At 63.9% G+C, this 24042-nt stretch carries 18 protein-coding genes; 7 read left to right on the top strand and 11 right to left on the bottom strand.

The window, feature by feature from the left end; genetic code table 11:
• Positions 1-158: 158 nt before the first annotated feature.
• Both ABIB90_RS15710 and ABIB90_RS15705 read right to left on the bottom strand, forming a co-directional pair.
• Positions 159-572 (bottom strand): rhodanese-like domain-containing protein, encoded by a 414-nt coding sequence (locus ABIB90_RS15710; RefSeq protein WP_007613708.1) that lies wholly within the window; start codon positions 570-572, stop codon positions 159-161.
• A 124-nt stretch (positions 573-696) separates the two neighbouring features.
• Positions 697-1872: a vWA domain-containing protein gene (locus ABIB90_RS15705; RefSeq protein ID WP_007600698.1), complete on the bottom strand. Its 1176-nt coding sequence runs from the start codon at positions 1870-1872 to the stop codon at positions 697-699.
• Positions 1873-1995: 123 nt separating this feature from the next.
• Between ABIB90_RS15705 and ABIB90_RS15700 the strand changes: the two genes are divergently transcribed.
• From ABIB90_RS15700 to ABIB90_RS15685, 4 genes are all read left to right on the top strand, one after another.
• On the top strand, positions 1996-2241 hold the full coding sequence (locus ABIB90_RS15700) for a GlsB/YeaQ/YmgE family stress response membrane protein (protein ID WP_007613712.1): 246 nt from the start codon (positions 1996-1998) through the stop codon (positions 2239-2241).
• A 92-nt stretch (positions 2242-2333) separates the two neighbouring features.
• Complete coding sequence (locus ABIB90_RS15695) at positions 2334-3176, top strand: AAA family ATPase (protein ID WP_007600695.1); 843 nt, start codon at positions 2334-2336, stop codon at positions 3174-3176.
• Positions 3177-3863: 687 nt separating this feature from the next.
• The gene (gene pncB / locus ABIB90_RS15690) at positions 3864-5168 is read left to right on the top strand and encodes a nicotinate phosphoribosyltransferase (RefSeq protein ID WP_007600693.1); all 1305 of its coding nucleotides are present in this window, start codon (positions 3864-3866) and stop codon (positions 5166-5168) included.
• A 245-nt stretch (positions 5169-5413) separates the two neighbouring features.
• Entirely contained in the window at positions 5414-6721 is a 1308-nt protein-coding gene (locus ABIB90_RS15685; RefSeq protein WP_007600691.1) for a GGDEF domain-containing protein, read from the top strand.
• Positions 6722-6735: 14 nt separating this feature from the next.
• On the opposite strand, the gene ABIB90_RS15680 is transcribed toward ABIB90_RS15685, so the two are convergent.
• Positions 6736-7356 carry a TetR/AcrR family transcriptional regulator gene (locus tag ABIB90_RS15680; RefSeq protein ID WP_007600688.1) on the bottom strand — a complete coding sequence of 207 codons (621 nt, stop codon included), beginning with the start codon at positions 7354-7356 and terminating at the stop codon, positions 6736-6738.
• A 534-nt stretch (positions 7357-7890) separates the two neighbouring features.
• Between ABIB90_RS15680 and ABIB90_RS15675 the strand changes: the two genes are divergently transcribed.
• Together ABIB90_RS15675 and ABIB90_RS15670 are read left to right on the top strand one after the other, a co-directional pair.
• The gene (locus ABIB90_RS15675; protein WP_354201071.1) at positions 7891-11295 is read left to right on the top strand and encodes an acyl-[ACP]--phospholipid O-acyltransferase; all 3405 of its coding nucleotides are present in this window, start codon (positions 7891-7893) and stop codon (positions 11293-11295) included.
• 5 nt (positions 11296-11300) lie between these two features.
• Positions 11301-11975 (top strand): esterase/lipase family protein, encoded by a 675-nt coding sequence (locus ABIB90_RS15670; protein WP_007600685.1) that lies wholly within the window; start codon positions 11301-11303, stop codon positions 11973-11975.
• 1 nt (position 11976) lies between these two features.
• On the opposite strand, the gene tcuB is transcribed toward ABIB90_RS15670, so the two are convergent.
• Genes tcuB through tcuA form a run of 3 tightly spaced genes read right to left on the bottom strand, consistent with a single transcriptional unit; the run spans position 11977 to position 15536 of the window.
• Positions 11977-13083 carry a tricarballylate utilization 4Fe-4S protein TcuB gene (gene tcuB, locus ABIB90_RS15665; protein WP_354168768.1) on the bottom strand — a complete coding sequence of 369 codons (1107 nt, stop codon included), beginning with the start codon at positions 13081-13083 and terminating at the stop codon, positions 11977-11979.
• 4 nt (positions 13084-13087) lie between these two features.
• Positions 13088-14116 carry an alpha/beta hydrolase gene (locus tag ABIB90_RS15660; RefSeq protein ID WP_354168770.1) on the bottom strand — a complete coding sequence of 343 codons (1029 nt, stop codon included), beginning with the start codon at positions 14114-14116 and terminating at the stop codon, positions 13088-13090.
• A 28-nt stretch (positions 14117-14144) separates the two neighbouring features.
• A complete protein-coding gene (gene tcuA / locus ABIB90_RS15655) occupies positions 14145-15536 on the bottom strand; it encodes an FAD-dependent tricarballylate dehydrogenase TcuA (protein WP_354201161.1) in 1392 nt (463 codons plus the stop codon).
• A gap of 154 nt (positions 15537-15690) precedes the next feature.
• On the opposite strand from tcuA, the gene ABIB90_RS15650 reads away from it, so the two are divergent.
• Positions 15691-16386: a GntR family transcriptional regulator gene (locus ABIB90_RS15650; protein ID WP_354201070.1), complete on the top strand. Its 696-nt coding sequence runs from the start codon at positions 15691-15693 to the stop codon at positions 16384-16386.
• Positions 16387-16399: 13 nt separating this feature from the next.
• Here ABIB90_RS15650 and ybaK read toward each other — a convergent pair whose 3' ends face one another.
• From ybaK to ABIB90_RS15625, 5 genes are all read right to left on the bottom strand, one after another.
• On the bottom strand, positions 16400-16873 hold the full coding sequence (ybaK, locus tag ABIB90_RS15645; protein ID WP_354201069.1) for a Cys-tRNA(Pro) deacylase: 474 nt from the start codon (positions 16871-16873) through the stop codon (positions 16400-16402).
• A gap of 255 nt (positions 16874-17128) precedes the next feature.
• Positions 17129-19897: a formate dehydrogenase subunit alpha gene (gene fdhF, locus ABIB90_RS15640; RefSeq protein ID WP_354201068.1), complete on the bottom strand. Its 2769-nt coding sequence runs from the start codon at positions 19895-19897 to the stop codon at positions 17129-17131.
• Positions 19894-21603 carry an NADH-ubiquinone oxidoreductase-F iron-sulfur binding region domain-containing protein gene (locus ABIB90_RS15635; protein ID WP_354201067.1) on the bottom strand — a complete coding sequence of 570 codons (1710 nt, stop codon included), beginning with the start codon at positions 21601-21603 and terminating at the stop codon, positions 19894-19896. The genes fdhF and ABIB90_RS15635 overlap by 4 nt, the downstream gene beginning before the upstream one ends.
• 245 nt (positions 21604-21848) lie before the next feature.
• Positions 21849-22136, bottom strand: a complete 288-nt coding sequence (locus tag ABIB90_RS15630; RefSeq protein ID WP_354168781.1) for a hypothetical protein — start codon at positions 22134-22136, stop codon at positions 21849-21851.
• Positions 22137-22227: 91 nt separating this feature from the next.
• Positions 22228-23883 (bottom strand): OFA family MFS transporter, encoded by a 1656-nt coding sequence (locus ABIB90_RS15625; protein WP_219685301.1) that lies wholly within the window; start codon positions 23881-23883, stop codon positions 22228-22230.
• Positions 23884-24042: the final 159 nt, after the last annotated feature.

Below are 24042 nucleotides of genomic sequence, written 5' to 3'. Positions count from 1 at the left end.
AAATTCCGCTGTCATCGCCCGGCCAGTGCGCAATTGCGCACTAGGAACGGGCGATCCAGTACGCCGAGACGATTGTGCTTCAATCGATAGGCCGCGGCGTACTGGATTCCCCGCCTTCGGGGAATGACGCCGAAAATTGGAGCGGCAGCGCAGGACCCTCACCCCTTCTTCTTCGGCTCCCATTGCTCCACCGGCCCGCCGGCGTCGCGCCAGGCGGCGTAGCCGCCGGCGATGTGGGCGACGGGCTTGAGGCCCATGTCCTGCGCGGTCTTGGCGGCGAGCGCGGAGCGCAGGCCGCCGGCGCAATGGAAGACGAACTTCTTGTCCTCCTGGAACACCGGCTTGGCATAAGGGCTCTGCGGATCGATCCAGAATTCGAGCATGCCACGGGTGCAGGCGAACGCGCCGGGGATGCGGCCGTCGCGTTCGATCTCGCGGGGATCGCGGATATCGACGATAACGACGTCGCCGTTCTTCGAGATCTCGATGGCGTCCTTGGCGGTGAGCGTCTCGATCTCGGCATTGGCCTCGTCGATCAGCGCCTTGATGCCGCGGGTGATGGTCTGGGGCATGTGGCTCTCCCTCTTGTTGTCATTCCGGGGCGTGCGCAGCACGAGCCCGGAATCCATTTGTCTACACGTGCTGCGGCCCGATGGATTCCGGGTTCTCGCTGCGCGAGCCCCGGAATGACAACAGCTAGTGCGTCAATTCCTTCATCGCACCCTCGAGCCCCTCGATCGTGATCGGATACATGCGGTTGGCGAAGATGCGTTTGATGATGGTGGTGGATTCCGAATAGTCCCAATGCTTCTGCTGCACAGGGTTGAGCCACACCGCATGCGGATAGGTGCGGATGATGCGGTCGAGCCAGACCGAGCCGGGCTCCTCGTTGACGTGCTCGACCGAGCCGCCGGGTACCATGATCTCGTAAGGCGACATCGAGGCGTCACCGACGAACACGATCTTGTAGTCGTGCGGGTATTTGTGCAGCACGTCCCAGGTCGGGGTGCGGTCGGTGAAGCGGCGCTTGTTCTGCTTCCACACGCCTTCATAGAGGCAGTTGTGGAAGTAGAAATATTCCATGTGCTTGAACTCGCTCTTCGCCGCCGAGAACAACTCCTCCACCTGCTCGATATGCGCGTCCATCGAGCCGCCGATGTCGAAGAACACCAGCAGCTTCACCGCGTTGCGGCGCTCGGGCCGCATGTGCACGTCGAGATAGCCGTGATTGGCGGTTTCGCGGATGGTGGTGTCGAGGTCGAGTTCATCAGGCGCGCCGGTGCGCGCGAATTTGCGCAGGCGCCGCAGCGCCACCTTGATGTTGCGGATGCCGAGCTCGACATTGCCGTCGAGGTCTTTGAACTCGCGCTTGTCCCACACCTTCACGGCGCGGTTGTTGCGGTTCTTGTGCTGGCCGATGCGTATGCCTTCGGGATTGTAGCCATGGGCGCCGAACGGCGAGGTGCCCGCCGTGCCGATCCATTTCGAGCCGCCCTGATGGCGGCCCTTCTGCTCCTCGAGGCGCTTCTTCAGGGTCTCCATGAGCTTGTCCCAGCCCATGGCCTCGATCTGCTTCTTCTCGTCGTCGGTCAGGTATTTCTCGGCGAGCTTCTTCAGCCATTCCTCGGGGATCTCGGCCCCCTCCATGGCGTCGAGCAGGCTTTCCAGTCCCTTGAACACGGTGCCGAAGACGCGATCGAACTTGTCGAGGTTGCGCTCGTCCTTCACCAGCGAGGTGCGCGACAGATAATAGAAATTCTCGACCGAATAGTCCGACAGATCAGCATCGAGCGCCTCCATCAGCGTGAGGTATTCGCGCAGCGTCACGGGGACCTGCGCGTCGCGCAGAGAGGTGAAGAATTGCAGGAACATGGGTGACAGATTGCCCGTCGGGGGGCGAACGTCAAGGGGCGGAGGCCACTGCTCTGCGCTGGACCGGGAGGGTTTTTGCTCTAGAATTGGCGGTCTCACGGGGTTGTTTTGGGGACGTTTGCAATGGGAATTCTCGCAGCGCTCATCATTGGCGCGATCGCAGGCTGGCTTGCCGGCAAGATTGTCCATGGGGCGGGATTTGGGCTGATCGGCAACATCGTCGTCGGCATCATCGGTGCACTCGTGGCGAGCTGGATTCTCCCTCAGCTGCATATCCAGCTCGCAACGGGCACGGTCGGAGCCATCGTGGATGCCACGATCGGCGCGGTGATTGTGCTCGTCATCCTTTCGCTGATAAAACGGGTCTGAAAGCCTGACCGAACCAGGAACGGCCGCCACGCGCGGCCGTTCCCATGTCGCGACCGGGGCAATGCCGGGACGACGACCAACAAGGACGCGCGATGAAATTTACCGGCACCAAGGACTATGTTGCGACCGACGATCTCAAGGTCGCGGTCAATGCCTCGATCGTGCTGGAGCGCCCGCTGCTCATCAAGGGCGAGCCCGGCACCGGCAAGACGGTGCTGGCGGAGGAAGTGGCGAAGGCGCTGAACGCCCCGCTTCTGACCTGGCACATCAAGTCCACCACCAAGGCACAGCAAGGCCTCTACGAATACGACGCGGTGTCGCGCCTGCGCGACAGCCAGCTGGGCGATGCGCGCGTGTCTGACATCAAGAACTACATCAAGCGCGGCAAGCTGTGGGATGCCTTCACCGCCGAGCAGCGCCCGGTGCTGCTGATCGACGAGATCGACAAGGCCGATATCGAATTCCCGAACGATCTTTTGCTCGAGCTCGACCGCATGGAATTCCATGTCTACGAGACCGGCGAGACGATCAAGGCCAAGCAGCGCCCGATCATGATGATCACCTCCAACAACGAGAAGGAGCTGCCGGACGCGTTCCTGCGCCGCTGCTTCTTCCACTACATCAAGTTCCCCGATGCCGATACCATGACCCGGATCGTCGATGTCCACTTCCCCGGCATCAAGAAGCGGCTGGTCGAGGAAGCCCTGCGCATCTTCTTCGAGGTCCGCGAAGTGCCCGGGTTGAAGAAGAAGCCGTCGACCTCGGAGCTGCTCGACTGGCTCAAGCTGCTGCTCAACGAAGACATGAGCGTCGAGCAGTTGCGCGAACGCGATCCGCGCAAGCTGATCCCGCCGCTGCACGGTGCGCTGCTCAAGAACGAGCAGGACGTGCATCTGTTCGAGCGGCTGGCGTTTCTGAGCCGACGGGAAGTGTAGACAACGGCTCTGCACGCTCGCAATCGCAAGGCGAACGCGCGACGAGCGAACCTGCCTGGACCGGGGCCCGATCACAGCAGGACAATTCCGTAGTCCCGGCGATCGCTGCTGTTTCGCAACGGGCCAGAAATCCGTCGCGGGCATATGCCGCAAGCCTTCGCGTTGCCGAATTCGTCACCCGGAGCTCAAGCTCGGACGTCCGGGCTGCGACGAGCACTGGTGTTGCGTTGCCTGGCTTTCCGGCGATCACCAGCTTTTCCACAACGCTCTCGACATTGCGCGATACGCGCGCGAGCTTCCTTGGCGCCGGACCACTCATCGGTGTCGAAGGCCCGTTCCCATTTGCCGGCAAATGGTCGTTCGATATGCCGGCGACGCCGCCCTGCTCCTCGGCCGGCAACGGTCGGCGACCAGTTCGTCGAACCTGTTCTCGGTAACGCCGTCGGTCCTTTCTCTCCTCGTTCCAATCGCGAATACGCTCAACACGGGCAACGATCGGCACGGCCCCCGCGTCACGCTCACGGGAGGGTCCGAAGCCAGGTAGGCCACCCGGCCATCCGCAGACCGGTACGCGAACGGGCTCTCTGGGCGATTTCGAGCCGCCCTCGCGCAACCGGATGCTCGGCGGTGACCTGCCCTTCGCCAAATCCACTGGTTGCGCACCGGGAGCCACGCTAGAATTCGCCCATGACAGTGACCGACATTGCGAGCCGAACCTATAATCACAGCTGGCGGCTGGATCCCATCATCCGCAGCCTGCTTGATACCGACTTCTACAAACTATTGATGTTGCAAATGATTCGGGAATCTTACCCGCATCAGCAGGTGACATTCTCGGTCATCAACCGATCGCGCCATGTGCGGCTCGCCGAAATCATCGACGAGGGCGAGCTGCGCGCCCAGCTCGACCACGCCCGCACCATCCGCTTCACCAAGAAAGAGCTGATCTGGCTTGCCGGTAACACTTTCTATGGCAAGACCCACATGTTCTCGGCGGACTTCATCCGCTGGCTCGCCGAATTCCGGCTGCCCGAATACGAGCTGCGCAAGGTCGAAGGCCAGTACGAGCTGCACTTCCACGGGCCGTGGAGCCATACCACGATGTGGGAGATTCCTGCGCTCGCCATCCTCAACGAATTGCGCTCGCGCGCAGCGATGAAGGGCCGCGGCCGCTTCGAGCTCGACGTGCTCTATGCCCGCGCCAAGGCCAAGCTGTGGACCAAGGTGGAGCGGCTGCGCAAGCTGGATGGCTTGCGGCTCTCCGATTTCGGCACCCGTCGCCGCCACGGCTTCCTTTGGCAGCGCTGGTGCGTGGAGGCCGTGAAGGAAGGCCTCGGCCCGTCCTTCATCGGCACCTCCAACGTGCTGCTCGCGATGGACAACGATCTCGAAGCCATCGGCACCAACGCCCATGAACTGCCGATGGTCGCCGCGGCGCTCGCCAAGGACGACGAGGAATTGCGCTGGGCGCCCTATCGCATCCTCGACCAGTGGCGCCAGACCTATGGCGGCAACCTCCTGATCGCGCTGCCCGACGCCTTTGGCACCAAGGCGTTCCTGCGCGATGCGCCGGAATGGGTTGCAGACTGGACCGGCTTCCGCCCCGACAGCGCGCCGCCGATCCAGGCCGGCGAGGAGATCATCAAATGGTGGGAGCAGAAGGGCCGCAATCCCAGGGACAAGCTGCTGGTGTTCTCCGACGCGATGGACGTTGGCTCGATCGAGGAGACCTACCACCACTTCACCGGCCGGGTGCGGCTCTCGTTCGGCTGGGGCACCAATCTCACCAATGATTTCGTCGGCTGCACGCCGGACGGATCGTTCAATCTCGATCCGATTTCGCTGGTCTGCAAGGTGTCATCGGTCGACGGACATCCGGCCGTCAAGCTCTCCGACAATCCCGAGAAGGCGACCGGCCTGCCTTCGGAGATCGAGCGCTATTTGCGCGTCTTCGGCGACGCCGGCCGCGTGCGCAAGCCGGTGCTGGTCTAGCGGCAGGGCAATCTCTCCATCGGGTAAACCACTTGGGGCGAATGCGCGACATCGGCTCGCCGATGTCGCGTCAGTTCCGGTTCGACGGCATTTGCAACGATCTGCCAGCATCCGCTTCACAACGCCTTCACCCTGCGACGCAGTCTCCCGGCATTTTCAAGTCGAGTTAAGCACCTTTCGCGCGTAATCCGCGTTATGAGCGGATCGCTCCGCTGGGGTCGTTGAGCGACTTGGGGAAACGCAACGTGTTTCGCAGAACAGCGCCGTCAACGAAGGGACGCAACTTCCTTCACGTCGTCAAACTCGTCTCGCCTTTCGTCACGGTCGTTCTGCTGCAGGCGGCGATCGCCGGATTCAGCCTGGAGGTTATGTCCTCGGTCCGCGCCTATGTCGCGGGCGAAGCGCTATGGTCGCGCTCGCAGAAGAACGCCGTCTATTTCCTCAATCTCTATCTGCATTCGGGCGACGCCAGCCAGTTTGCGCAATATCAGACCTCGCTGGCCGTTCCCATCGGCGACGAGTTCGCGCGCTGGGCGCTCGAGCGCGATCCGGTCGACGTCGAGGCCGCTCGCATCGGCTTCCTGCAAGGCGGCAACCATCCCGATGACGTGCCGGGACTGATATGGCTGTTTCGCTACTTCAAACAGGTCAGCTTTCTCAAGGAAGCGATCCGTGAGTGGGCTGCCACCGACCCCATGCTGCTGGAGCTGAGCGTGTTCGGCGAGGTCATCCGGTCAGAGTCGAAGAACGGGCCGGTTCAGGACGGCAAGCGCCGGCAATTGTTGTCGTCGCGGCTGTCGGAGCTCAACACTCAGTTCACGGTGCACGCCAAGCGGTTCTCCACCGTTCTCGGTGAAGGCTCGCGCGCCATCAAGATGACGCTGACTGGCGTCAATATCGTCACAGCCGCGACGCTGATCCTGCTCCTGATCTGGCACACGCGGCGATTGGTGCTGCAACGACAGGCGTTCGAGGATGCCCTGCATGCCGAGAAAGAGCGCCTGGCCTGGCAGGCGTCGCACGACTGGCTGACCGGCCTGTCCAACCGTCGCGCCTTCGAGGCCCGCCTGCAAAGCGAGTTGGACGACACCGCGGCGGGTTCGGTGGGCCTGATCCTGCTCGATCTCGACCAGTTCAAGGACGTCAACGACAGTTGCGGTCACCTCGCCGGCGACCGTCTGCTCCGCCAGATTTCGCGCCTCCTGCTACAGGAGCGGCGGCCGCATGACCTGGTGGCCCGGCTCGGCGGTGACGAATTCGGCTTAATCCTTCCCCGATGCACGCCGTACGACGCCGTGGATATCGCCGAACGGCTGCGCCGGTCGCTCGAGCTATCCGTCTTCGCCTGGGACGATCGTTGCTTTGCAGTGACGGCCAGTATCGGCGTTGCCTGCATCACCGACGGCAACGCCACGCTCGAGGACGCGATGCGGCGCGCGGATGCCGCCTGCTATCGCGCCAAGGAGAACGGACGCAACCGTGTTCAGGTCGACAACGGGACGACGGACGTCGTCGTCGTCACCTCGCGGCAGCGCAAGGCCGCCAGCGCATAGCAGCGCTCAGCACGTTATCGCATTGGCAGAATCCCGAGCCCCGCGAGATGCGCATCCAGAAATTGTTCGACCTGCTGGCGCAGCATCTGCGGCGGTACGGCCACCATGCGCTCTTCGAGGCCGAGCGAGATGATCCCGTGCACGGCGGAAAACAGGGTGCGTGACAGCAGCGCGATCTGCACGTCGTCTGCCTTCGGAAGCAGCCGCACCAGGGGCGCATGCATCAGCGCGAAGGCCTCCATCACCATCTGAAGGATGTCATCGGGGTAAGGGCGGTCGTCCTCCATCCGATGTTCGAACAGCGAGCGCAGCAGATTGGCGTGCTCCGCGAAGAATTCGAGGTAGGTCGCAGCCAGCCCATAGAGCTGGCGAACCGGATCCTCGGCTGGAACTTGGCCCAGCCGCACCGTTAGGGCATTAACGGTCTCCCGATTCACGGTCAGGATTACGCCGTCGAAGTCGCCGAACTCGTTATAGACACTTCCAACCGAGCAGCCGGCGGCGTCAGCGACGTCCCGGACTTTCAACGATTTCAGCCCTTTAGTGGCAATAATGCTGCGAGCGATCTCCACGATCTGCTGCCGCCGTCGAGATTTTTTTCGGTCTCGCAACGATTCGTCTTGAACATTGTTCATTTTCAGGCTACTCATCTGAACAATGTTCAAGTTAGCCCGGAGACCTTCAAAATGCAAACCCTCGCTGTTGATATCGCCTCCACCTTCGTCGATGACGCCACAGCTCTCGTGACCGGATTTGGCCGCGCCCTCCTGCGGCTCGCAATGGGGCCGATCGATCGCATCGCAAATGCCTGCGACATTGCCGGCGTCCTGACCGAGCGCCGCGCGACCTTCCGGATGTGGCGGGCCAACCGCCGCGTTCGTCGTGAGGGCCGCCGCTTTAACCTGCTCGGCCGCCTCTCGCCCTTTCGCCGCCTCGCCCATCTCACCTGAGGCGCGCACGCCTCCTTGCCGGAGCGTGATAGAGCCGCGACCAACCATTTGCGAACCAAATGTCGCCACGCGGAGACCAACAGGATCGGAAGGCAAAGGCGTAGAGCAGGCCGGGGACGATCGTCGTCAACCCGCAAATGCCCGTCGCATCTCCTCCGGTCCCGACGCCCATCGGACAATGAAACAACCTCAGACAGCGTTTCCAAAACAGGACTAGTCATGATCAGGGATTTGATGTCGTCACGCCGCTTCGCGCCGCTGTTCTGGGCGCAATTCTTCTCGGCGCTGAACGACAACGTGCTCAAGAACGCACTCGTCATCATCCTGCTTTACAGTGCCGCGACCGGCCACGGAGATGCGCTGGTGACGGTCGCGGGCGCCGTCTTCATCTTCCCCTACTTCATCCTGTCCGGGCTCGGCGGCCAGCTCGCCGACAAATATGTCAAATCCGTCGTCGCAAGGCGGCTCAAATTCGCCGAGATCTTTGCCGCGGGCTTTGCCGCGGCCGGTTTCTTCCTGCACTCGGTGCCGCTGCTGTTCGCAGCGCTCGCACTGTTCGGCGTCATCGCCGCGCTGTTCGGTCCCGTGAAATATTCGATGCTGCCGGACCAGCTCGAGCTCGGCGAGCTCGCGACCGGCAACGCGCTGGTCGAAGGCGCGACCTTCATGGCCATCCTGCTCGGCACCGTTGCCGGCGGCCAGTTCGTGGCCGGCTCCGCGCATATGGGCTGGGTCGCATCGGCCGTGGTCGTGCTGGCCCTGCTGTCCTGGGCCTTCGCCTCCCGCATTCCCGCGACGACGCCGTCCGCACCCGATCTGCCGGTCAACGGCAATCCCTGGACCTCGACGCTCGGCCTGTTGAAGACCTTGCACGCCGACCATCGGCTGTGGGACGGCACCGTGATCGTCTCCTGGTTCTGGCTGGTGGGCGCCATCGTGCTCTCGCTGCTGCCGGCGCTGGTCAAGGAGGTCATCGGTGGCACCGAGGGCGTGGTGACGTTGTGTCTCGCGATCTTCGCAATCGGCATTGCCATCGGCTCGCTGTTCGCCGCGAATCTGAGCCATGTTCGCCCGAACCTCGCGCTGGTGCCGATCGGCGCCATCATGATGGGGTTTGCCGGCCTCGACCTCGCCTGGGCGATCGGCGTGACCGCCAAGGGCCAGGACATCACCGCCGCCGACTTCGCGACCTCGTTCGCGGGCCTGCGCATGCTGGTCGATTTCGTCGCCTTCGCATTCGGCGGCGGGCTGTTCGTCGTGCCTTCCTTCGCCGCCGTCCAGGCCTGGTCCGCCCCCTCCGAGCGCGCCCGCATCATCGCCGCCGGAAACGTGCTGCAGGCCGCCTTCATGGTAGCCGGCTCGCTGTTCGTCGCGCTGTTGCAGGCCGGCGGATTGCACATCGGCTGGATTTTCTTCGGCCTCGGCGTCGCCAGCTTCGGCGCAGTCTGGTTCGTGCTGACGAAGTGGGGCAAGGAAGGCGTTCGCGACTTTGGCGGGCTGCTGTTCCGCGCGCTGTTCCGCACCGAGGTCCGCGGGCTGGAGAACCTGCCGCCTGCTGGCACGCGCATGCTGATCGCGCCCAACCATGTCAGCCTGATCGACGGCCCGCTGCTGCACGCCGTGCTGCCGATCGACGCGAGCTTCGCGGTTGATACCGACATCGCCAAGGCCTGGTGGGCCAAGCCGTTCCTGCGGGTGGTCAAGCACTACACCATGGACCCCAGCAAGCCGCTGGCCGCGCGCGACCTCATCAAGCTCGTCGCCGCCGGAGAGCCGGTGGTGATCTTCCCGGAGGGACGCATCACCGTCTCCGGCTCGCTGATGAAGGTCTATGACGGCACCGCGATGATCGCGGACAAGGCCGACGCGGTCGTCGTCCCGATCCGCATCGAAGGCGCCCAACGCTCGCATCTCAGCTATCTCAACGGCAGCCAGATCAAGCGCACGTGGTTTCCGCGGGTGACCGTCACCATCCTGCCGCCGGTTAAGCTGCCGGTCGATCCGTCGCTCAAGGGCAAGACGCGCCGCAATGCCGCGGGCGCAGCACTTCAGGACGTGATGATCGACGCCATGGTGAAGAACGCCATGCTCGATCACACTCTCTTCGAAGCGCTCGGACACGCCTATCGCGACCGCGACACCGGCAAGGTCATCGTCGAGGACGCGCTCGGCACCAAGCTGACCTATCGCAAGCTGATCCTGGGCGCCCAGGTCTTGAGCCGCAAGCTGGAGAACGGCACCGCTGTCGGTGAGAATGTCGGCGTGCTGCTGCCGAATTCCGCAGGAGTCGCCGTCGTCTTCATGGCGCTGCAGAATATCGGCCGGGTGCCGGCGATGCTGAACTTCTCGGCCGGCCCGGTCAACGTGCTCGCCGCCATGAAAGCCGCGCAGGTCAAGACCGTGCTGACGTCGAAAGCCTTCATCGAGAAGGGCAAGCTCGACAAGTTGATGGCCGCGATCTCCGCAGAGGCCCGAATGGTCTATCTCGAGGATGTCCGTGCTTCGATCGGCACGGCCGACAAGATCAAGGGCCTGCTCGCCGGCACTGCGCCGCGCGTCGTCCGCCAGGCGGGCGATCCGGCCGTCGTGCTGTTCACGTCGGGCTCGGAAGGCACGCCCAAGGGCGTTGTGCTGTCCCACCGCAATATCCTTGCCAACGCCGCACAGGCGCTGGCGCGGGTCGATGCCAACGCCAATGACAAGGTGTTCAACGTGCTGCCGGTGTTCCACTCCTTCGGGCTGACCGGTGGAATGATGATGCCGCTGCTCGCGGGCATTCCGATCTACATGTACCCCTCGCCGCTGCACTATCGGATCGTGCCCGAGCTTATCTACCAGACCGGCGCCACGATCCTGTTCGGCACCGACACGTTCCTCACCGGCTACGCCCGCTCGGCGCACGCCTACGACTTCCGTACGCTGCGCCTGGTGATCGCCGGCGCCGAGGCGGTCAAGGATCGCACCCGGCAGGTCTTCATGGAGCGCTACGGCATCCGCATCCTCGAAGGCTACGGCGTCACCGAGACGGCGCCGGTGCTGGCGATGAACACGCCGATGGCCAACCGCCCCGGCACGGTCGGGCGCCTGTCGCCGCTGATGGAAAGCCGCCTCGACCCGGTCCCCGGCATCGAGGAAGGTGGACGCCTGTCGGTGCGCGGACCGAACGTGATGCTCGGATACTTGCGGGCCGAAAATCCGGGCGTTCTCGAACCGCTCGCCGAGGGTTGGCACGACACCGGCGACATCGTCGCGATCGACCCGGCCGGCTTCATCACCATCAAGGGACGCGCCAAGCGCTTTGCCAAGATCGCCGGCGAAATGGTCTCGCTGTCGGCGGTCGAGAACATCGCAACGACCCTGTGGCCGCAGGCCGCATCGGTCGCGGTGTCGATCCCGGACCCGCGCAAGGGCGAGCGCATCGTGCTGCTGACGACGGAAAAGAACGCCGAGCGTAGCGCCATGCAGGGCCACGCAAAGACGATCGGCGCGTCCGAGCTGACCGTTCCCGCAGCGATCATGGTGGTCGACAAGGTGCCATTGCTCGGCACCGGCAAGACCGACTACGTCACCGCAACGACGATGGCCCGCGAGCAGGCATCCGCGCCGGAGCGCGAGGTGGCGTAAGAGAGATGCACGAGGCGTCTCAATCAAGCGAGGCGCGATGCCCTGGAGTGGTTCTGCTTCACGGCATCGCGCGCACCTCGGCGTCCCTGATCAGACTGGAACGGGCGCTCCGGGCCAGCGGCTTTGCAACGCTCAACATCGACTATGCCAGCCGCCGCAAGACGATCACGGCGCTCGCGGACGATATTCACCTGGAAGTCGCCCGCTTCGCCGAGCGTGAGGCGCCGCTGCATTTCGTCGCGCATTCGATGGGCGGTCTGGTGACGCGCGCCTATATCGCGAAATATCGTCCGGACCGGCTTGCCGGCGTGGTGATGCTGGGCACGCCAAACGGCGGCAGCGAGGTCGCCGATCTCCTGAGCGGATATCGCCTCTACAGCGCATTCTACGGACCCGCCGGACTCGAGCTCACCACCACGTCCACGCCCCGGTCTGACGCCCTGCCCGCGGTGGACTATCCCGTCGGCGTGATCGCGGGAAACCGCTTCATCGATCCCGTCGCCGGCCTCTTGGTTCTGCCGAAGCCAAATGACGGACGGGTCTCAGTGCAAAGCGCGATGGTCGCCGGCATGGCCGACCATATCGTCGTGAAGGCGTCCCATACCGGACTTCCGCGTCACGCCGCCGCCATCGAACAGACCATCGCTTTCCTGCGCGACGGCCGCTTCCGCACCATCTGAATCAAGAACCGGCATCGCTGCGTCGCTCCTGCGCGTAACGCACCAGCGCCGCGAAGCGATAGATGCCGTGCACGAACTTGCCGTACGGCATGGTGACGAACAGCGCGAACACTGCACCCAAATGCAGCGCCAGCAGCGGCCCCATGGCTGCAGTCTCGCGCAGAATCAGAAGCAGCATGCCGGTGAAGCCGGTCAGGAACAGCATGGCGATGAAGCCGACATCCATGCCGTAGCGCTGCTCGTCGAGCAGCGCCGGATCGCGCCGCATCTTGGCGACGAACAGGCCGATCGGCCCGATGATCAGACCGATGCCACCGAGCGTGCCGAGCACCACCGGCAGATCCCACCACGGATACGGCGCCTCGCGCCCGAGCAGATAGTGATACAGCGTGGCGACCGAGGTCGCGGCGAAGCAGAGCAGAAAGCCGTAGAAGGTCAGGTGATGGAAAAGCTTGCGCCGGTCGGTCGGCTTGTCATCCTCATTGTAGCAGCCGACGCCGCCACCATGGAGATAGCGCAACTCACCAGCGTCCCGCATCGCCTGAAAGATCGAGCCACCGTCCGCACGGCCGCCGATCGGTGGACCGATATCCCGCCAGAACGCGCGCACGCTCATCACCAGCGCGAAGATCGCATAAAGGAAGGCCGCGCTGAACAACGCCGCCATCGCGTTGTGCGGCATCAACTTGTAGAAAGCGCCGGGGCCGGTGTGCACGCCGAACAGCACGGTGCGGTCGTTCAGGGCCGCGAAGCCGAGGATGAAGGCGGCCATGCTGAGCGCGGCGACGATGCTGATGACGAGACCGTTACGCGCGAAGACACCGGACAGCGCCTGCGGCCAGGCATAGGCCGCGTAGGATTCCGCGCGCGCGATCGCCAGCGTCTGCGGAACGTTGACGTTGAATTCGTGCGGCGGCGAGAACTGGCAGTCGACGTAGCAGGCGCCGCAGCCATGGCAGAGATTGGCAAGATAATTGAGGTCGCCGTCGGAAAAGGCGCGACGCATCTCCATGGCGGGAAATACCGCGCAAAGACCCTCGCAGTAACGGCAGGAATTGCAGACCGTCATCAGGCGGTCGGCTTCGTCCAGAATTTTGGTTCCGTGCATGGCTTTACTTCGTCAGGCCTTTGCTCTCGAGCCATTTCTGGATCAGGGCTGCGACCTCGAGGTTGTTCTTGTCCATCATCACCATATGCGAATTGCCCTTGATGCCGGCCTGCGGGAGATCGACGATGCCGACGCTGCCCCCGGCCGCCTTGACGGCGTCCGCAAAGGCGATGCCGTTGGCGCGGATCTTGGGCCAGCGCGAATCGCGCTCGATATAGTCGCCGTAGATGATGAGGGTCGGAATGTTCTTCAGCACATCCGCTTTGGCGGGATCGCCGATGCCGGCCGGCTCGATCGCAATCAGCGCCTTCACCTTGTCGGGGCGGGCTTGCGCGACCTTGAAGCCGAAGGTGCCGGCTTGGCTGTGGAACAGCAGCACCGAGGGGCCGACGCGATCGATCTCGGCGATATAGGCGGCGATGGTCGCATCGTCGGTCGTGGTCCAGCGGGGCACGTTCTGCTTGACGAAATTCTCGTAACCCTCGACGGGGAATTGGTTGCCCGGCAATAATTTTCGCTTGGCGGGATCGGGATCGTAGGAGTTCGGTCCATCGCCGATGCGGAAACGCTCGAACGGATTGGCCGTGGTCAGGAAGACCGGCTCGCTCTTGAAAATATCGGGGTACTGCGCCCAGCCCGCGCGTCCGCGCTCTACCGCGTCGGAGTTATAGACCGCCCACCCCTTGCGCAGAAAATAATTCAGCCAGCCTTCGCGTCCGTCAGGCGTGGTCTCGTAGGTGACGCCGGTCAATCCGCCGCCGTGCCACATCAGCAAAGGATAGGCACCCTTCTCGTTTGCCGGCAGGAAATACTGCACGTACATCTGCTCGACCTGATACGTGCCGTTGGGATCGACCTTGGCCGGCACTCCGCCGGGCGCGAACACGACCTCCCTCACCGGCTTGCCGGAGATTTCGACAAGACGCCCACCGACATGGAACGAACCCATGTCTCGCAGCGTGATCGGCTCGGCCGCGTGGGCGTGGCCGACGATCAGCAGCGCCGCGGTCGAGGCAATGGCAATGCGTGACATGGTTCCTCCCTCGTGTCTTTTCTTCGTCCTAGTTCTTGGCGTGGCGTGCCGCTTCCCGTCCTGCGATCCGTCCGAACACGCTGCCGATGGTCATGCCCATGCCGGCGGCATAGCCCTTGCCGAGCACGTTGCCGGCCATGATCTCGCCGGCCGCGAACATGTTGGCCGACGGCTTGCCGTCAGCCATCAGCATCCGCGCCTCCCTGGTCACGCGCGTGCCGAGATAGGTGAAGGTGATGCCGGGCCGCACCGGATAGGCAAGGTAGGGCGGCGTCTCGATCCGCCTCGCCCAATGCGTCTTCGGCGGTGTGATGCCTTCGGTGCGGCAATCGTCCAGAATGGTGTGGTCGAAGGTGCCGGGCCGCACCGCGGCATTGAATTCGGTGATGGTCTTTTCCAGCGCGGCCGGATCGAGCTCGAGCTTGCCGGCGAGCTCGGCAATCGTCTGCCCTGCGATCGGCGGGAACAGCGTCGGCATGAAGCTCGTGACCACGGTGGAATCGAAGATGATGTAGGCGATCTGGTCGGGCTGCGCGGCCACCAGCCGGCCCCAGATCGCGTAACGCTTCGGCCAGATGTCCTCACCTTCATCATAGAAGCGCTGCGCGTGCTTGTTGACAACGATGCCAAACACGACGGAATCGTGCCGCGTGATGATGCCGCCGTCGAATTTCGGCGCGCGCGCGTCGATCGCGACCGCATGGCACTGGGTGGGGTCGCCGACCTCCTGCACGCCCTTGGCGAGCAGCATCTTCAGGATTGAGCCGCGGTTATAGGGCGTGCCGCGGATCAGGAAATTGTCGGCGGCTTCGCCCCAATATTGCTTCAGCCATTCGATGTTGGCCTCGAATCCGCCGGCGGCGGCGACCAGCGACGTCGCGCGGATCTCGGTGTCGCCCTTGATCGGCCGCTTGAGGCGGGCGGCGAGAAACATGCCATCCTCGATCACGAGGTCGGTGACCTCGGCGTCGTATTCGATTTCGACGCCGAGCCGCTCGGCGGTCAGATACAGGGCGTTCAACATCGCACGGCCGCCGCCGAGGAAGAAGGAGTTGGTGCGGCCGAGGCTCAGCGTGCCGCCCAGCGAGGGCTGCCAGCGCACCCCCTGCTCGACGATCCAGTTCAAAATGTCCTTGGACTCCCGGATCATGTGCCGGGCGAGCACCTCGTCGGTCTGGCCGCCGGTGACGCGCAGGAGATCCTCCCAAAACTCTTCCTCGGTGTAGGGGCCGGTGAGGATTTCGGTCGCCTCGTCATGGGCGCAACGCATGTTGCGGGTGTGGCGCGTGTTACCGCCGCGATAGAATTTTGGCGCACCTTCGAGCACCATCACGGACGCCCCACCGCGTCGCGCGCTGATTGCCGCACACAGCGCCGCGTTGCCGCCGCCGATCACCAGCACATCGTATTTACTGCTCATGCCGTCTGCCCGTGCGACGAAGTTGGAAACATTCTGCCCGCCGGCAGCCTCGGTCAATCCGTAGTCCATTGCGCACCTTTGTATACAAAGATATACAGAAATCCAGCAAGCGCCAGCCCTGCACGGGCAGGATGCGCGTGGCCCACGAGGATGCATGGCAAGACGCCCGACAAAGGCAGGCGGCTCAATCGCGCGCGGCGGCGGCATGGCGCTGGGCGAAGCCGTGTTCCGCTCGCTTTGCGAGGCGCTGCAGGCCGGCAGCTACCGCGCCGGCGACCGCCTACGCGAGGAGGAAGTCGCCCAGCGGCTGAAGGTCAGCCGTACGCCGGTGCGGGAGGCTTTCGGGCGGCTTGCCGCACGCGGGTTCGTCGAACCTGCGGCCGGCCGTGGCCTGATCGTACGCAATCTCGACATCTCCGAGGTGCTCGAACTCTACGCCATGCGCGAGATCATGGAGGGCGCCGGCGCCCGACTTGCCGCCGAGCACGCCTCGACGCCCGAAATCGATGCACTCAGGGATATCGAGCAGGCTTTTGTCGAAGCCTCCGAGACCGAAGCGGCCGAGATGGCGGGAGAAATGGCACGGCTCAACCGCGCCTTCCACGAGGCGATCTGCCGCGCCGCGCGCAACCGCTATCTCGACAACGCTTCGCGGGAATTGCAGGACTGGATCGCCCTGCTCGGTCCAACCACGTTCACGGTATCGGGCCGCCCCTCGACCAGCCACGGCGAGCACCAGGCCATCATCGACGCCATCGCGGCTCGCGACGGCGGCAAAGCGGAGCAGCTCGCGCGCACACACATCCGCGAAGCGCTGCGCTGTCGGCTGAAGCTGTTGCAAAAGCAGTAACAGAGCGCCGCGCTCAGGCGACCAGTTCTGCGGCAATCGCCTTCAACACGTGCCGCACATCGGCTGGACTGAGCCGCACCTGCAGCCCACGCTGACCGCCATTGACGTACACTTGGTCATGTGCGAGCGCGCTCTGCTCGATCACGGTACGCACGGGCTTCCGCTGCCCGAACGGGCTGATGCCGCCAACCTTGTAGCCGGTGAGGCGCTCGGCCTCAGGCGGCTTCATCATCTGCGCCGACTTGCCTCTAACAGCAGCGGCGAGCTTCTTCATCGAGACTTCCTGATCGGACGGGACGATCACGCAGACCGGCTTGCCGTCGACCAGCGCCATCAGCGTCTTCAACACGAGCGCGGGATCTTCGCCGAGCGCAGCGGCCGCCTGAAGGCCGATACTTTCGGCGTCGGGATCGTAGTCGTAGGTATGGACGGTGAAGGCAACACCGGCGGCTTCAAGCGCTCGCGTGGCTGGAGTGGCTTTGGACATGGACGATGTTTACCACCGCCGCTGCGAGGAGCGAAGGGAAGGCAACACGGGTGGACGCATGCACCACAGCCTCAGCGTCGTCCCGGCGAACGCCGGGACCCATAACCACAGGCAGGAGTTTGGTGAAAACTCGTCGTTCGGTACGCCCACCATCCGCTAAGGAGACACCTCGCGGTATGGGTCCCGGCCTTCGCCGGGACGACGCCGCATATTTGGAGGCATTGTGCCGCCAAATAGCCGGCTACCGCCGCAGTCCTACTCCGCCGCGTCGCGCATCTCGGCGCGTTCGGCCCTGGCCGCGCAGAACTTGAACTCCGGGATCTTGCCGAACGGATCGAGCGCCGGGTTAGTCAGGAGATTGGCCGCCGCCTCCGCGTAGCAGAACGGCATGAAAACCATGTTCTCCGGAACGTCGCGGTCCGACCGCACCTTGACCTCGACCGCGCCGCGGCGGGTTTCGAGCCGAATGAAATCGCCCGGTGCGAGCTTCTTCCTGTGCATGTCCTTCGGCGACATGAACGCAACCGCCTCGGGCTCGATCTGGTCAAGCACCTGCGCGCGGCGGGTCATGGAGCCGGTGTGCCAATGCTCCAGCACGCGGCCGGTCGAGAGCACCATCGGGTATTCGGTGTCGGGGATCTCATCCGGCGGGATGACGTGGGCCGGCACGATCTTCCCGCGGCCGCTCGCGGTCGGAAATCCCGTGGTGAAGATGATCTCGTTGCCGGGCACGTCGGGACCGTCGACGGGATAGGTGACCGCGCCCTCGCGGACCAGGCGTTCCCAGGTGATGTTCTTCAGCGACGGCATCAACTCTGCCATCTCCGTGAAAACTTCGCCAGGACCGGCATAATTCCACGGCAGGCCCATGCGCTTGCCGATCTCCTGGATGATCCAGAGATCCTGCCGCGCATCGCCCGGCGGCTTGATCACCTGGCGCGCGAGCTGCACGCGGCGATCGGTGTTGGTGAAGGAGCCTTCCTTTTCGGCAAACGCCGATGCCGGCAGAATGACGTCGGCGTGGAACGCGGTCTCCGTGACGAAGAGATCCTGGACCACGAGATGATCGAGCATGGCGAGCGCATGGCGCGCATGCTGGAGATCGGGGTCGGACATCGCGGGGTTTTCGCCCTCGATATACATGCCCTTGATCTCGCCGGCATGGATTGCGTTCATGATCTCGACCACGGTCAAGCCGCGCACGGGATCGATATCCTTGCCCCACACCTTCTCGAAGGCACTGCGCATGCCATCGCGGCCGACCGGTTGATAATCCGGCAGGAACATCGGGATCAGACCGGCATCGGAAGCACCCTGCACGTTGTTCTGGCCGCGCAGCGGATGCAGGCCGGTGCCGGGACGGCCGACCTGGCCGGTGATCAGCGCCAGGGCAATCAGGCAGCGCGCATTGTCGGTGCCGTGGACATGCTGGCTGATGCCCATGCCCCAGAAGATGATCGACGATTTTGCCCGCGCATAGGTTCGCGCCACCTCACGCAGGATCTGCGCCGGGATGCCGCAGATCGGCTCCATCTTCTCCGGCGTGAACTCCTTGATCTTCTCCTTGAGGTCCTCGAACCCCTCGGTGTAGCCGGCGATGTATTGATCGTCGGTCAGCCCCTCGGTGATGATCGTGTGGATCATCGCGTTCAGCATGGCGACGTCCGAGCCTGGCTTGAACTGCAGATGCTTGGTCGCATGGCGCGACAACGTCTGCCGGCGCGGGTCCATGACGAACAGCTTTGCGCCGTTCTGCTTGACCGCGTTCTTGATGAAGGTCGCCGCGACCGGATGATTCACGGTCGGGTTGGCGCCGATCACGATGATGACCTCGGCGTCCATCGCAGCCGAGAACGGCGCCGACACGGCGCCCGAGCTCAGACCTTCGAACAGCGCCGCGACCGACGAGGCGTGGCACAGACGGGTGCAATGGTCGACGTTGTTGGAGCCGAAGCCGGTGCGCACCAGCTTCTGGAACAGATAGGCCTCCTCGTTGGAGCCCTTCGCCGAGCCGAAGCCGGCCAGCGCCTTCACGCCGTTCTCGTCGCGGATCTTGACAAGGCCCTTGGCGGCGACGTCGAGCGCTTCTTCCCAGCTCGCTTCGCGGAAATGCGTGAACGGATTGGCCGGATCAACCTGGTCGTTGGAATCCTTCTTCGCATTCGGCAGCCGCACCAGCGGCTTGGTCAGGCGATGCGGGTGGTGGATGTAGTCGAAGCCGAAGCGGCCCTTGACGCAAAGACGGTTGCGATTGGCGGGGCCGTCACGGCCCTCGGCATAGATCACCTTCTCGTCCTTGACCTCATAGGTCACCTGGCAACCGACGCCGCAGAACGGACAGAGCGAATCCACCTTCTTGTCGGCATAGGTGACGCGGGTCTGCTTCTCGTCCAGCATTACGGCCGGCATCAGGGCCCCGGTCGGACAGGCCTGCACGCATTCGCCGCAGGCGACGCAGGTGGACTCGCCCATGGGATCGTCGAAATCGAACACGATTTTCGAGCCGTGACTACGATAGGCCATGCCGATGACGTCGTTGACCTGGACTTCGCGGCAGGCGCGCACGCACAGTCCGCACTGGATGCAGGCATCGAGATTGACGCGCATCGCCGGATGGCTGGCGTCGGTCGCCCAACGCTCGGCGGCGGGAAAGCGACTCTCGGTGACCCCAGTTGTTTCGGCCCAGTGCCAGAATTTAGAGTCCGGATCGTGCGAGGTCTCGCGCGCCGGCTGATCGGCGACCAGCAGCTCCATGACCATTTTTTGCGCGGAAACAGCGCGCGCGCTCTCGGTCTTCACCTTCATGCCGACCGATGGCGTACGCTTGCAGGACGCCGCGAGCACGCGCTCGCCCTCGATCTCGACCATGCAGGCGCGGCAATTGCCGTCGGGGCGATAATCCGGCGCGGGCGAGTAGCACAGATGCGGAATCTCGCGACCCTGGCGTTTTGCGACTTGCCAGATCGTCTCGCCTGCATTGGCCTCGACCTGCTTGCCGTCGAGCTCGAACGTAATCTTCGTCATTCGGCCGCTTCCTTGAACTCGTCAGGGAAATATTTAATCACGGTGGCAAGCGGATTCGATGCCGCCTGTCCAAGCCCGCAGATCGAGGCATCGCGCATCGCCTGGCTCAATTCGTCCAGGAGAGCGCGGTTCCAGACCGGTTGCTGCATCAGCAGCGCGGCCTTCTGGGTTCCGACGCGACACGGCGTGCACTGGCCGCAGCTCTCGTCCTCGAAGAACTTCATCAGGTTCAACGCGGCCGCGCGCACGCTGTCCTTTTGCGACAGGATCACGATCGCGGCAGAGCCGATGAAGCAGCCGTATTTTTCAAGCGTGCCGAAATCGAGCGGGATATCGTCCATCGACGCCGGCAGGATGCCGCCGGACGCACCACCCGGCAGGTACGCGTAGAACTGGTGGCCGTCGGCCATGCCGCCACAATATTCGTCGATCAGCTCGCGCACGGTGATGCCAGCAGGCGCGAGCTTCATGCCGGGATTCTTGACGCGGCCCGAGACCGAGAAGCTGCGCAGGCCGTGCCGCTCATGCCGGCCGTGGCCCTTCCACCAGTCGGCGCCCTTCTCGACGATGTCGCGCACCCACCACAAGGTCTCGATGTTGTTGATCAAGGTCGGCAGGCCGAACAACCCGACCTGGAATGGATAAGGCGGCTTGTGCCTGGGCAAGCCGCGCTTGCCCTCGATGCTTTCCAGCAGCGAGGATTCCTCGCCGCAGATATAGGCGCCGGCGCCGCGACGCATGTGCAGCGTCGGACCGCCCGGCGGCAGCTTTGCAATCTCGCGTTCGAGGATTTCGCGCGATGCCGGATATTCATCGCGCAGGTAGATGTAGATGTCCGAGGCCTGCACCACATGGGCGCCGATCAGCATGCCCTCGAGGAAGCGGTGCGGATCGCTTTCGAGATAGACGCGGTCCTTGAACGTGCCCGGCTCGCCTTCGTCGCCGTTGATCGCCATCAGCCGCGGGCCGGGTTCACCCAGCACCGCGCGCCATTTGCGTCCCGTCGGGAAGCCGGCGCCGCCGAGACCGCGCAACGAGGCGTCGTCGAGCGCCTTCAGCAGGTCGTCCGTCGGCAGCACGCCCGAGCGCAGGCGATTGAGCAGCTTGTAGCCGCCGCCGGCGACATAGGTGTCATAGCCGACATATTTGGGCAGATGCGCGTGGGTGTCGCCAGCCTTCGCCGCCGCCATGACATTGGCCACCGTGGCGTGGTCAACAAAGTTGTGTCCAACTTCCGCGGCAGGCGCCGTATCGCAGCGGCCGACGCAGGGCGCACGCACCACGCGGATGCCGGGACCCGACGCGTCCTGCAAATCGGCAAGCAGCTTCTCTCCGCCGAGCATCGCGCAGGTCAGCGAATCGCAGACGCGGATGGTCAGCGGCGCGATATCGGGCTCGCCCTCCTTCACCACGTCGAAATGCGCGTAAAAGGTTGCGGTCTCGAACACCTCCGCGAACGCGAGCTTCATCTCGTCGGCGAGCGCGGCGAGATGCGCGGCCGCGATCTGGCGGTACTTGTCCTGGATCAGGTGCAGATATTCGATCAACAGGTCGCGACGCCGCGGCCTGTCGCCGAGCAGCTGCGCGATCTCATGCGCGGCGGTGGGATCAACCTGCCGCCCCTTGGGCGTGGACTTGGCGCGCTTCCGTCCCTGGCCGGGATGCTCGAACTCGCGAACCTTGTGAACGTCGTCGTTGCTGCTCATGGAGACGTCGCGTTCTCTTCAATGCGTGATGAGTCTAGGCCGGATCGCCAAGCGATGCGCCTTCGTTTCCTGATTCGATCAGCGGAACCACCGGTTCCCTTGTCCCGCCGATCAAGCCAAATTCGACGCAACTCTAATCTCTGGCATGCCAGATGCAAGACAATTTAGAGCGTCTCTAGAATGATTTAGGAGGCAGGCGGTCGCCCGCCATGCCCCTTTACGCAAGCGTCGAACGGAACCCGATCTCAGGTCTTGCTCATGCACTCTTCGATGTAGAACCAGCGGTCATCGCCGGTGAGGCCCTTGGCTTTCACGTCGGCGCGGCAGGCCTTGAGCTTCGGCTTGTTGGCCGCCCACTTCGCCTTCATGTCCTTCAGCTTCTGCATGGTGAGCTTCATCTTGCCAGGCTTGGCTTCCGTCGCTGCAGCAGGCGCCGCCGGCGGCGTCGTCGTCTGCGCGGATGCGGCATGAAGGCCAGCGACGAGCAACACGGCCGCAAGGCAAGTTCGAATACAAATTCGGGTGCGAATCATTTCAATCCCCCTAAGTCCCATTCCTGATGATGTCTGAAAGGCCAACGAAGCGGGACGCCTGATGGGCATCCCGCTTCTGTCTCGACGGCGGTCAGAAGATCTTGACCGCGCTCTCCAATGTCTTCCAGACACCCCAAAGCAGGGGAACGCCGACGAAGGCCCAGAACAGCGCCGCCTTGGCGTCAAGCCCGCCAAAACCGATGCCGTAGGAGCCGTGCGGCCCCGCGGCTGCGGCGCTGGCGCTTGCCGCCTGCAACTTGGCGACATCGGCCTCCTTCATGTGCCATTTCGAATCGACCGGCTTGATCAGGTAGTTGCAGATCAGACCGGCGATCAGCATCGCGCAGAGAATGTACATGGTCGTGTTGTAGAGCTGGTCGCGCGGCACGCCCGCCGCGAGCTGGAACTCGCGGATGTAGTTCACCACGACGGGGCCGATGATGCCCGCGGTGGACCACGCCGTCAGCAGCCGGCCATGGATGGCGCCGACGAACTGGGTTCCGAACATGTCGGCGAGATAGGCCGGCACGGTGGCGAAGCCGCCGCCATACATCGACAGGATGATGCCGAAGCCAAGCACGAACAGGAGCTTCGAACCCATCGCCGCAAAAGTCGGCGCCAGCGCGTAAAGCGCGATGCCGAGGATGAAGAACGTATAGTAGGTGTTCTTGCGCCCGATCTTGTCCGACAGCGATGCCCAGAAGAAGCGGCCGCCGATGTTGAACAGCGACAGCAATCCGGCGAAGCCCGCGGCGATCGCGGCGATCTGCGCCTTCTGTCCCGCATCAAGCGCGTTGAAGCCGACGTTAGGCAGGCCGATCAGCTTGCCGGCGAAGATCTCCTGGAGCATCGGCGAGGCCATGCCGATCACGCCGATGCCGGCTGACACGTTCAGGCACAGCACCCACCAGATCAGCCAGAACTGCGGCGTCTTGTGCGCGTCGTTGAGATGGACGTTGGCCTTTGAGATCATCGCGTTGGCCTTCGACGGCGCGGTCCAGCCCTCGGGCTGCCAGCCGGGCGGCGGCAAGCGATAGCGGAACGCGCCGATCATCATGAACACGAAGTAGATGACGCCCATCGTGACGAAGGTCTCCCAGACGCCGACCGAGGTCGGGGTCTTGAAGTAGTTCATCAAGAGGTTCGCCAGCGGCGCGCCGATCATGGCGCCGCCGCCGAAGCCCATGATGGCCATGCCGGTCGCCATGCCGCGGCGGTCCGGAAACCATTTCACCAGCGTGGACACCGGCGAGATATAGCCAAGGCCGAGACCGATGCCGCCGATCACGCCCGAACCCAGCCACAACAGCCAGAGCTGATGGGTGTAAACCCCGATCGCACCGAGGAAGAGGCCGCCGCACCAGCACAGCGCCGAGACGAAGCCGGCCTTGCGCGGGCCTACGCGCTCCAGCCAGCCGCCCCAGACCGCAGCCGCGATACCGAGCAGCACGAAAAAGAGCGTGTACATCCACCCCATGCTGGCGACCTTCCAGTCGCAGCTGGTCGTGAACAGCTCTTGAAACAGCGACATGTCTGCGCACGCCTTCGGCGCGGTCACGCCGATCGCGCGCGACAGCGGCAGCCAGAACACCGAGAAGCCGTAGGCCATGCCGATGCAGAGATGGATGCACAGCGCAGCCGGCGGCACCAGCCAGCGATTGAACCCGGCGGTCGCGATGGTCCGCTCGCGATCCAGAAAACCCGCGCCGGCACCCGAAAGTGTTCCCGCGCTCTCGATGGTAGACATGCATTCCTCCCCTAAAGCCGCCCTTCTGAACGGCCTGCCACGACGGTCCTGTTCCTCAGCCTGCAGCGCAGCCTTTGTCCCTGCTGCTCCGCACAATGATCGACGCGCGCCAGGATCGTCACGCGCATCCGAGATGTTAAACCCCCAATCTTGGGGGCT

The organism is Bradyrhizobium sp. JR4.1, assembly GCF_040548605.1.
Classification (GTDB): Bacteria; Pseudomonadota; Alphaproteobacteria; order Rhizobiales; family Xanthobacteraceae; genus Bradyrhizobium; species Bradyrhizobium canariense.
The sequence above is the reverse complement of the archived record's forward strand: the minus strand, read 5'-3'. Positions and strand labels throughout refer to the sequence as shown.

What these genes read in the sequence shown, in the direction of transcription:
- ABIB90_RS15710 (WP_007613708.1), bottom strand. Translation starts at nt 572, where the DNA reads ATGCCCCAGACCATCACCCGCGGCATCAAGGCGCTGATCGACGAGGCC.
- ABIB90_RS15705 (WP_007600698.1), bottom strand. Translation starts at nt 1,872, where the DNA reads ATGTTCCTGCAATTCTTCACCTCTCTGCGCGACGCGCAGGTCCCCGTG.
- ABIB90_RS15700 (WP_007613712.1), top strand. Translation starts at nt 1,996, where the DNA reads ATGGGAATTCTCGCAGCGCTCATCATTGGCGCGATCGCAGGCTGGCTT.
- ABIB90_RS15695 (WP_007600695.1), top strand. Translation starts at nt 2,334, where the DNA reads ATGAAATTTACCGGCACCAAGGACTATGTTGCGACCGACGATCTCAAG.
- pncB (WP_007600693.1), top strand. Translation starts at nt 3,864, where the DNA reads ATGACAGTGACCGACATTGCGAGCCGAACCTATAATCACAGCTGGCGG.
- ABIB90_RS15680 (WP_007600688.1), bottom strand. Translation starts at nt 7,356, where the DNA reads ATGAACAATGTTCAAGACGAATCGTTGCGAGACCGAAAAAAATCTCGA.
- ABIB90_RS15675 (WP_354201071.1), top strand. Translation starts at nt 7,891, where the DNA reads ATGATCAGGGATTTGATGTCGTCACGCCGCTTCGCGCCGCTGTTCTGG.
- ABIB90_RS15670 (WP_007600685.1), top strand. Translation starts at nt 11,301, where the DNA reads ATGCACGAGGCGTCTCAATCAAGCGAGGCGCGATGCCCTGGAGTGGTT.
- tcuB (WP_354168768.1), bottom strand. Translation starts at nt 13,083, where the DNA reads ATGCACGGAACCAAAATTCTGGACGAAGCCGACCGCCTGATGACGGTC.
- ABIB90_RS15660 (WP_354168770.1), bottom strand. Translation starts at nt 14,116, where the DNA reads ATGTCACGCATTGCCATTGCCTCGACCGCGGCGCTGCTGATCGTCGGC.
- tcuA (WP_354201161.1), bottom strand. Translation starts at nt 15,536, where the DNA reads ATGAGCAGTAAATACGATGTGCTGGTGATCGGCGGCGGCAACGCGGCG.
- ABIB90_RS15650 (WP_354201070.1), top strand. Translation starts at nt 15,691, where the DNA reads ATGGCAAGACGCCCGACAAAGGCAGGCGGCTCAATCGCGCGCGGCGGC.
- ybaK (WP_354201069.1), bottom strand. Translation starts at nt 16,873, where the DNA reads ATGTCCAAAGCCACTCCAGCCACGCGAGCGCTTGAAGCCGCCGGTGTT.
- fdhF (WP_354201068.1), bottom strand. Translation starts at nt 19,897, where the DNA reads ATGACGAAGATTACGTTCGAGCTCGACGGCAAGCAGGTCGAGGCCAAT.
- ABIB90_RS15635 (WP_354201067.1), bottom strand. Translation starts at nt 21,603, where the DNA reads ATGAGCAGCAACGACGACGTTCACAAGGTTCGCGAGTTCGAGCATCCC.
- ABIB90_RS15630 (WP_354168781.1), bottom strand. Translation starts at nt 22,136, where the DNA reads ATGATTCGCACCCGAATTTGTATTCGAACTTGCCTTGCGGCCGTGTTG.
- ABIB90_RS15625 (WP_219685301.1), bottom strand. Translation starts at nt 23,883, where the DNA reads ATGTCTACCATCGAGAGCGCGGGAACACTTTCGGGTGCCGGCGCGGGT.